This window comes from Kaistella sp., from assembly GCF_041824135.1.
Taxonomy (GTDB): domain Bacteria; phylum Bacteroidota; class Bacteroidia; order Flavobacteriales; family Weeksellaceae; genus Kaistella.
Genome location: NZ_JBGZYM010000107.1, coordinates 1 through 5,155 on the forward strand (window position 1 = coordinate 1; position 5,155 = coordinate 5,155).

5 protein-coding genes and 1 pseudogene are annotated in these 5,155 nt (G+C 36.6%); 1 reads left to right on the forward strand and 5 read right to left on the reverse strand.

The features are described 5' to 3' along the window. A pseudogene (locus ACEYOS_RS13855) lies at positions 1-1,105 on the forward strand (hypothetical protein); the annotation flags it as partial. Between the two features lie 12 nt (positions 1,106-1,117). Here the strand turns inward: ACEYOS_RS13855 and ACEYOS_RS13860 are convergent. The 5 genes from ACEYOS_RS13860 to rpsL all read right to left on the reverse strand — a co-directional run bounded on the left by ACEYOS_RS13860 (position 1,118) and on the right by rpsL (position 5,116). Next, a complete protein-coding gene (locus ACEYOS_RS13860) occupies positions 1,118-1,399 on the reverse strand; it encodes a DUF1294 domain-containing protein (protein WP_373747882.1) in 282 nt (93 codons plus the stop codon). Between the two features lie 406 nt (positions 1,400-1,805). After that, complete coding sequence (gene rpsJ, locus ACEYOS_RS13865) at positions 1,806-2,111, reverse strand: 30S ribosomal protein S10 (RefSeq protein ID WP_056035238.1); 306 nt, start codon at positions 2,109-2,111, stop codon at positions 1,806-1,808. Positions 2,112-2,129: 18 nt separating this feature from the next. Then, positions 2,130-4,247: an elongation factor G gene (fusA, locus tag ACEYOS_RS13870; RefSeq protein ID WP_373708957.1), complete on the reverse strand. Its 2,118-nt coding sequence runs from the start codon at positions 4,245-4,247 to the stop codon at positions 2,130-2,132. A gap of 6 nt (positions 4,248-4,253) precedes the next feature. After that, positions 4,254-4,730: a 30S ribosomal protein S7 gene (rpsG, locus tag ACEYOS_RS13875; protein WP_373708956.1), complete on the reverse strand. Its 477-nt coding sequence runs from the start codon at positions 4,728-4,730 to the stop codon at positions 4,254-4,256. Between the two features lie 26 nt (positions 4,731-4,756). After that, positions 4,757-5,116: a 30S ribosomal protein S12 gene (gene rpsL / locus ACEYOS_RS13880; RefSeq protein ID WP_373797598.1), complete on the reverse strand. Its 360-nt coding sequence runs from the start codon at positions 5,114-5,116 to the stop codon at positions 4,757-4,759. Positions 5,117-5,155: the final 39 nt, after the last annotated feature.

The window sequence follows — 5,155 nt, forward strand, 5'->3', positions numbered from 1 at the left end:
GGATCAACCATCCACCCAGGATTTTCTACGTGATATTTTGGCCAACCGTTATTTCATTCAAGGTGAAGAAGGGAAATCCTTTTTGATGAGTAACAAACTTTCGGATCTTCAATATAATCCCAATTCAGGTTTAGTAAAAAGTGTAGAAGATTTTTACAAAAAAAACAATAAGTCAGTACTTGAACAAAAAATTATCGGAAAGAATATTGATGATGTCGGAAATATCGATGCTTTCTTCAATGTGATTTATGGCGATCGGGAAATGCGGCTTGCCAATTTCGAGAAAGCAAAAACTTATTATGAACAGGCCAAAGGATTTACAGGCATTCCAAGAGTTGAATATAATTGGACAGATGCTAATCAACCTGAAATCGTAAAAGTAAAATATGGAAATTCTTATAATGGTTTCAATCACATCTCCTCTCTAATATTTGGTCATAATGTTTGGGAAAGTTTTGAAAGTCCCGATAGCCAAAGTATGAAAGGTGATAATTTAGTTAATTTCCCTTTTATTAAAAATGATATGAATAAACTGGAGTTGGCGGAGGCGCTAATTGCGTTAAAGAAAACCGGAATGGGAAATGATGAAAAAGCGACCCAGGCAAATCAACTGATCGGAAATCTTTTGTACAACACTTCTGTTCTGGGATATTTTCGGGAAGTTTTCGTAATGGATATTGATAATTCAAATAGTCCGAAATTTCATTTTTATAATACCGATCAACCTGCTTTTAAATATTATTATAAAAACTTCAGCCAGACCAGTTTTATTGATCCCGATAATTTTGACTTGGCTATTGAATATTACCAAAAGGCACTGAACTCAAGTAAAGATGACGAGCAAAAAGCCAGAATTCTTTTTCAAATGGCGAGCGCTGAACAGGGGAAATATTATCAATATGAACAAAAGCAGCCTTATGATTTGAAATATGATGATCCTGAGTATGACAAAAAACAAGAAGCCTATTTGAACAATAGGAATCAAATTAAAAATCAGAAGTACAGAACTTATTTTGCAGAATTAAAGAAAAACTACAGCACTACTCAAACCTCAAGAGCGTTACAAGGAAGTTGTTTGTATTATGATTACTTTATGAAGAGATAGAATATTGGAATATTAAATATTTAACCTGTAATAATTCCAAATCATAGATATTATCAAAATTTGAAAAAGAAGAATTCCAAGAATTTTCAGCACAAAACTTTTCTTATTGGTTTTATGATTAAAGATGACCATTCCTAAAATGGAGCCGATTGTTCCACCAAAAAAGGTCATTGTTAAAAGTTTCCCTTCGGTAATTCTATGTTGATGTTTTAAGGCTTTTCTTTTGTCGACTCCGAAGTAGATGAAACTCCCGATATTTAAAGTGGTGAAAAATGCGATTGGAAATTCGTTCATTTGGTGAAAATAAGAAAATTTGATTTATCGTTTTTAAAAAATAAGTTTGGTAAATTAACCGTGTTTAGATTTGAGCCTTGACACGTTGCTTTCAATATTACGTCTTTTTCAGGCTTCTGAATAACAAAAATATTTGGTGAAAAGAAACAGCATCTGAAATCCTAGCCGTGATCGCAACGGCATCCTTTTTATTTTATTGCGAACAGGAAAATATCTAAAAAAACCCATCACTTCGAGCGCAATAAAAGAAAAAGATATAGTGGAGAGCGCGACCCAATTTGTTGAAAAGCGAAACATTTGTGCTCCTTAAAAGATCAAAAGCCTCTATTCACATCTGAAATTTTACGTAAAAAAAATCCCTAATCTTTCGAAAAGGGATTTTATTATCATAGCAAAGTGCCAATTATCACACTTTAATTTCTACGTCAACTCCTGAAGGTAACTCTAATTTCATTAGGGCATCTACAGTTTTAGAAGAAGAAGAATAGATGTCCATCAAACGCTTGTGAGCGGAAAGTTGGAACTGTTCTCTTGCTTTTTTGTTTACGTGAGGAGATCTCAACACGGTGAAGATTCTCTTATTCGTTGGCAAAGGAATCGGGCCGTTTACAACAGCTCCGGTAGCTTTTACCGTTTTTACGATTTTCTCAGCAGATTTGTCTACTAAACTGTAATCGTAAGATTTTAATTTTATTCTGATTCTTTGTGACATTTTGATCTAATTTAAATATTAACCTCTTGCTTTTTCGATTACTTTTTCAGCGACACTTTGTGGGGCTGCTTCGTATTTTTCGAATTCCATAGAAGATGTTGCTCTACCTGAAGACAGGGTTCTCAATGAAGTTACATAACCGAACATTTCTGAAAGTGGAACGAATCCTTTGATTACTTTCGCGTTGTTTCTGTCATCCATACCGTTTACGGTTCCTCTTCTTCTGTTAAGATCGCCTACGATATCTCCCATGTATTCTTCTGGAGTTACTACTTCCAATTTCATGATTGGTTCCATGATTACTGGTTTCGCTTTTTTACCTGCTTCTCTAAAGCCCATTTTTGCTGCAAGTTCGAAAGATAATGCATCTGAATCCACTGCGTGGAAAGATCCGTCTTTCAAAGTTACTTTAATTCCTTCTACTTCAAATCCTGCTAAAGGACCGTTTCTCATAGATTCTTTGAAACCTTTTTCTACAGATGGGATAAATTCTCTTGGAATGTTACCACCTTTGATTTCATTTACGAAAACTAAACCAGCTTTACCGTCATCGGTTGGGCCTAATTCGAATTGAATATCTGCAAATTTACCACGTCCACCAGATTGTTTTTTGTAAACTTCTCTGTGAGCAGCAACTTGTGTTAAGTTTTCTTTGTATTCTACTTGTGGTTCACCTTGGTTAACCTCTACCTTAAACTCTCTTCTCATACGGTCGATCAAGATATCAAGGTGAAGTTCACCCATTCCTGAAATAATCGTTTGACCAGAAGCTTCGTCAGTTTTTACTTGGAAAGTAGGATCTTCTTCGGACAATTTTGCCAAAGCGTTCCCCATTTTATCCTGATCTGCTTTTGTTTTAGGTTCTACAGCGATACCGATTACTGGATCTGGGAACACCATCGATTCTAGAACGATTGGGCTTTTCTCATCACACAAAGTATCTCCTGTTTTGATATCTTTAAATCCAACAGCTGCACCTATATCTCCTGCTTCAATATATTCTACAGGATTTTGCTTGTTAGCGTGCATTTGGTAAATTCTAGAAATTCTTTCTTTGTTACCTGATCTTGTGTTTAACACATAAGAACCTGCATCAAGTCTTCCTGAATATGCTCTAAAGAATGCTAATCTTCCTACGAAAGGATCGGTAGCAATTTTAAATGCCAAAGCTGAGAAAGGTTCTGTAACCGATGGTTTACGAGAAACTTCTTCGTCAGTTTTAGGGTTGGTACCGTAGATTGCTTCTTTATCCATCGGTGAAGGCAAGTATTTACATACTGCATCCAACATAAACTGTACTCCTTTATTTTTAAATGAAGAACCACAAGTCATTGGGATAATCGACATATCGATGGTTGCTTTTCTCAAAGCTTCGTTGATTTCGTCTTCTGAAATTGAATCTGGATCTTCGAAGAATTTCTCCATCAAAGTATCATCATAATCAGCAACTGCTTCAACTAATTTTTCTCTGTACGAGTGTACATCTGCCAACATATCTTCCGGAATTGGAACTACATCGAATGTTGCACCTTGAGTATCATCATGCCACATAATAGCACGGTTCTTAATCAAATCTACAACTCCAGTGAAGGTTTCCTCAGCACCGATTGGTAAAACGATTGGCACTGCATTCGATCCTAACATTTCTTTAACTTGGTTTACAACCATTAAGAAGTCAGCACCTTGTCGGTCCATTTTGTTTACAAATCCCATTCTCGCAACATTGTAATTGTCAGCCAATCTCCAGTTGGTTTCAGATTGAGGCTCAACACCATCAACCGCCGAGAATAAAAATACTAAACCATCTAATACTCTTAAAGAACGATTTACCTCAACCGTAAAATCTACGTGTCCTGGTGTATCGATAATATTAAAGTGGTATTCGTGAGAATCAGGAGTAGGTTCTCCGTTGAATCTTGGGAAAATCCATTTACAGGTTGTAGCTGCAGAAGTAATGGTAATACCTCTTTCTGCTTCCTGCTCCATCCAGTCCATTTGTGATGAACCTTGGTGAGTTTCCCCTAATTTGTGAACTTTACCAGTGTAGAATAAAATCCTTTCTGTTGTGGTGGTTTTACCGGCATCAATGTGCGCGGCAATACCGATATTTCTTGTGAATTTAAGATCTCTTGCCATTTCAGATTAGAATTTAAAGTGTGAAAATGCTTTGTTTGCTTCAGCCATTCTGTGAGTGTCTGTTTTCTTTTTATAAGCAGCACCTTCTTCTTTCGCAGCAGCGATAACTTCAGAGGCTAATTTCTGAGCCATTGATTTATCGTTTCTTGCTGTAGAATATTTTATTAACCATTTCATCGCCATAGAAATCTTTCTATCAGCTCTAATTGGCATTGGAATCTGGAAGTTTGCACCACCGATTCTTCTTGAACGTACTTCTACGTGAGGCATAACGTTAGTTAAGGCATCTTTCCAGATTTCCAAAGCTTCTTTTTCGTTATCTCCTTTTTTACTTTCTACGATATCTAATGCATCATAGAAAATTTTGAATGCGATTGATTTTTTACCATCAAACATCAAATTGTTTACAAATCTTGTTACCAGTTGATCATTAAATTTCGGATCTGGTAACAACGGTCTTTTTTTCGCTTTTGTCTTTCTCATTGTTTCGCTTCTGTACTAATTAATGATTACTTTTTCTTACCTTTTGCTGGTGCTGCCGCAGCTTGACCTGGTTTTGGTCTTTTTGCTCCGTACTTAGATCTTCTCTGGGTTCTCCCAGCTACACCTGCGGTATCCAAAGCTCCACGAACAATGTGATAACGTACTCCCGGTAGGTCTTTCACCCTTCCGCCTCTAACCAATACTATCGAGTGCTCTTGAAGATTGTGTCCTTCGCCCGGGATATAGGCGTTAACTTCTTTACCATTAGAAAGTCTTACTCTCGCTACTTTAGGTAGTGCAGAGTTAGGTTTCTTTGGAGTTGTGGTGTATACTATTGTACATACACCTCGTCTTTGTGGACAAGATTCAAGAGCACTCGATAGTATTGGTTAGAGGCGGAAGTGTGAAATACCTACCGGGAGTAC

Bases quoted from the DNA above. Each gene is read 5' to 3' on its own strand.
- ACEYOS_RS13860 (WP_373747882.1), bottom strand. From the start codon at position 1,399: ATGAACGAATTTCCAATCGCATTTTTCACCACTTTAAATATCGGGAGT.
- fusA (WP_373708957.1), bottom strand. From the start codon at position 4,247: ATGGCAAGAGATCTTAAATTCACAAGAAATATCGGTATTGCCGCGCAC.
- rpsJ (WP_056035238.1), bottom strand. From the start codon at position 2,111: ATGTCACAAAGAATCAGAATAAAATTAAAATCTTACGATTACAGTTTA.
- rpsG (WP_373708956.1), bottom strand. From the start codon at position 4,730: ATGAGAAAGACAAAAGCGAAAAAAAGACCGTTGTTACCAGATCCGAAA.